The sequence below is a fragment of the Nitrospiraceae bacterium genome, from assembly GCA_035623075.1.
Taxonomy (GTDB): Bacteria; Nitrospirota; Nitrospiria; order Nitrospirales; family Nitrospiraceae; genus DASPUC01.
The window spans coordinates 1-2,629 of sequence record DASPUC010000006.1 but is presented as its reverse complement, the minus strand read 5'-3'; the positions used below and the strand labels follow the sequence as shown (position 1 = coordinate 2,629).

The 2,629-nt window shown below is 54.1% G+C and carries 3 protein-coding genes; all 3 read right to left on the bottom strand.

Annotated elements, in window-relative coordinates; genetic code table 11:
* Positions 1 to 495: 495 nt before the first annotated feature.
* Positions 496 to 1,398 (bottom strand): amidohydrolase family protein, encoded by a 903-nt coding sequence (locus VEI50_01745; protein HXX73834.1) that lies wholly within the window; start codon positions 1,396 to 1,398, stop codon positions 496 to 498.
* A gap of 5 nt (positions 1,399 to 1,403) precedes the next feature.
* Entirely contained in the window at positions 1,404 to 1,715 is a 312-nt protein-coding gene (locus VEI50_01740; protein ID HXX73833.1) for a hypothetical protein, read from the bottom strand.
* A gap of 19 nt (positions 1,716 to 1,734) precedes the next feature.
* Positions 1,735 to 2,629 (bottom strand): hypothetical protein (locus VEI50_01735; protein HXX73832.1); only part of this gene is annotated, 895 nt, incomplete at its 5' end.

Below are 2,629 nucleotides of genomic sequence, written 5' to 3'. Positions count from 1 at the left end.
ACTCCTTCCTCCAGCCGCCGCACCGCGGCCAGCTTAAACTCTCGCGTGAACTGCCTGCGCGACAATCCCATGACTCATTCCTCCGTTTAGTGGATTATGAGTCTTAACTGGTTGTCTCATTCTTGGGGGCAAGTCCAACTCATCATTACTTACGGGAAAAGCGATCAGGTTTATGAACAGGGATGGTCAGTGAGTGACCCGGAGCTTAAGGCTATTGAACGAGATGCCAGCGGGACAATCACTCAATACGAGTTTGGAATGAAACTCTTCTGCAAGGTTGGTACCACAGGCGCGAATCCTCATCTTGGGGAGTGTTCAGTCAACGTAGAAGTTTGCTACAAGCCACTGCCTCAGCCGCCGCACTGAACTGTTGTAATCGGACTTAGCAAGCTCGGCGACAAAAATCGCTTTCGCTAAGAACGCTGCGTGAATACTGGCCTAATTCGGTCTCAAACATCCGCTGCGAACTCAATTGGGGAGAAGGAAGACGCAATCTTATTTCGCGTGGGCCTGCTCCCACGCCCGCACCTTTTGCCTGGCCGCGTCGAAGAGGCGCTGGTAATTTCCTTTCCGTACCTTATCGCTCGCATCCTTGTTCAACAGGCTCCACAAGGGACGGTACTGTTCATAGGCACGAAGATATTTTTCCTGGCTCGCGGGCGCGACTTCGTCGGTGCCGAACAAGAAGCGATCCGGATAGTGATTGATAAGATCTGCCGCGATCCGGACCGACTCTGGCGTGGCTACCAGATACTTGGCGACCTCATCCCATGAGATATCGAAATACACATGACTAAACTGCGGGTCTTTCAGAATCGCTTCGAGCACGGCCGCGTGACCTTGGACGGGACGAACAACTCGGCCCATTCCGGTGTGCGCCCAAATGATGGTGGTCTGAGGATGGCGTTTGAGTAGCGCCTTCATCTGCGCCAGGTAGGCGGGCTCAGATCCCTCTTTGGCGAAGGGTACATCCATGTCGTTGTGGATCAGGACAACGAGTCCGACTTGCGCGGCAAAGTCCAGGATCCGGTCGAGGGCTGGGTTCTGCAGCGAAGCGGTCTCCCCTGCCACCTTAGAGGAAACAAACTCCTTGTGAACGGTGAACTCGCCAATTCCCGAAAACACGCCGGGAAAAGTCTGCAACACACGACGAATGTGATCAGCAGCATACATATCAGCCGGATTGAATCCGGTGATCATAGGATCGAACCGCGCCTGCTCCTCTTTGGAAAGCGATCGATAGACCATGGCAATGTACGCGTCGGTGAAGGAGTAGTAATAGAGCGGAGCGTCGGTTTGCAGGTAGTAGGTTGGGGCGAAATCACCGGAATTCTGGTACGACCATTCTTGTTGCAAGGGTATGCCAAACAGCGCGACGCGCCCAACCTTGGTACCCATAATGTTCAGAAGTCATGAATGTCAGTCCCTTGCTGAATGTAATTGGTAAGGTGAAAGTGAACGTCATTCAGCTCGGGTTGGTCTGTTGTTGAGGGTTGGGACTGCGCCAGCATCCAATCGTGCGAGGCCAACAGGAAAAGGACAATGAACCAAAGGAAGAAGCCCTTTCTATGGCACCGGAAGTTGCGCATTTTCGCGCTTTCACGATCGAGGCGTGTTATCCGGTGGCGACCAGCGCTAGGGTTTCTTGGTTGACGAGAGTGGTTAGTTCCCGTACGGCCGCGCTCCAGATCGTTGGGGATGTTCGTCTGTTCCATCGCTTCGCTCCTCAAAAAGCTAACTCAACGTTTGAGTGGAACACCGGCCCAGTGCCGCCGAGCGCGAAGGGGACGGATGTGTATCCCACCGGAGACTTGTACAGGTAAAGGAATTCGGTGTTCCACCGAACAACTCTGTTCTTCCAGGGGAACCAGTCACTCCGGCTCGAAAATCACAAGGATTGCCATACTTGCCGTACAACGTCGATCCCCCCCAGGTAAACCTGGCCCAGATACCCGACGTGTACGAAGGACGGAAGAACTCGTCGGCGATCAGACGGGTATCCACGCCCAGCCAGAAGGGGAAGTTGCCCTCCACGCTGCGTGTGCCAGGCAGAGATGTGATCCCACCCGCCAAATTAAAGTGCTTGTTAAAGGTGTAATTCACGTTGCCCGCAAGTACCACTTGGGCCGGTAAGCCCTGCGAGGCATTGGAAGTCCAGGCGTAGAGGAAGTAGCGGAATTTCAGGTTGAGGAGCCAGCCTAAGAACTTTATCTGCACCTTCTGAATCTGCATGTCTTGGCGTTGCTGCACCGTCTTGACGTTGCCGAATGCATCCGTGTAGGTCGGATCCAGGCCTAGCTGGTTCAAGTAGCGGACATATGTGTAGATGCTGAGATTCAAGTCCCCGTACTCGGTATCGGCCAACTTGAAACCCTGGTTGGGGGTATAGGTCCCCCACCGTTTTGGCTCTTCCGGGGTGGAGAGATCGCCGTCCGCCTGCGGTTTTTCTTGCGGAGCATTGTTCGTTATCGCCATGGCCGCGGGCTCTGTCTCTGTCTCAATGGCCTTGTCTTTTGCACCGGATTCCTGGGCGAGAACCCGACGCAAAGACTGGATCTGATCCATCAGTTCTCGATTTTGTTTTTCCAGTTGACCGTTCTGCTCGACCAGCTGGTCAAGTTTGGTCAGC

Coding starts and splice junctions, on each gene's coding strand:
- VEI50_01745 (HXX73834.1), bottom strand. CDS start 1,398: ATGGGTACCAAGGTTGGGCGCGTCGCGCTGTTTGGCATACCCTTGCAA.
- VEI50_01740 (HXX73833.1), bottom strand. CDS start 1,715: ATGGAACAGACGAACATCCCCAACGATCTGGAGCGCGGCCGTACGGGA.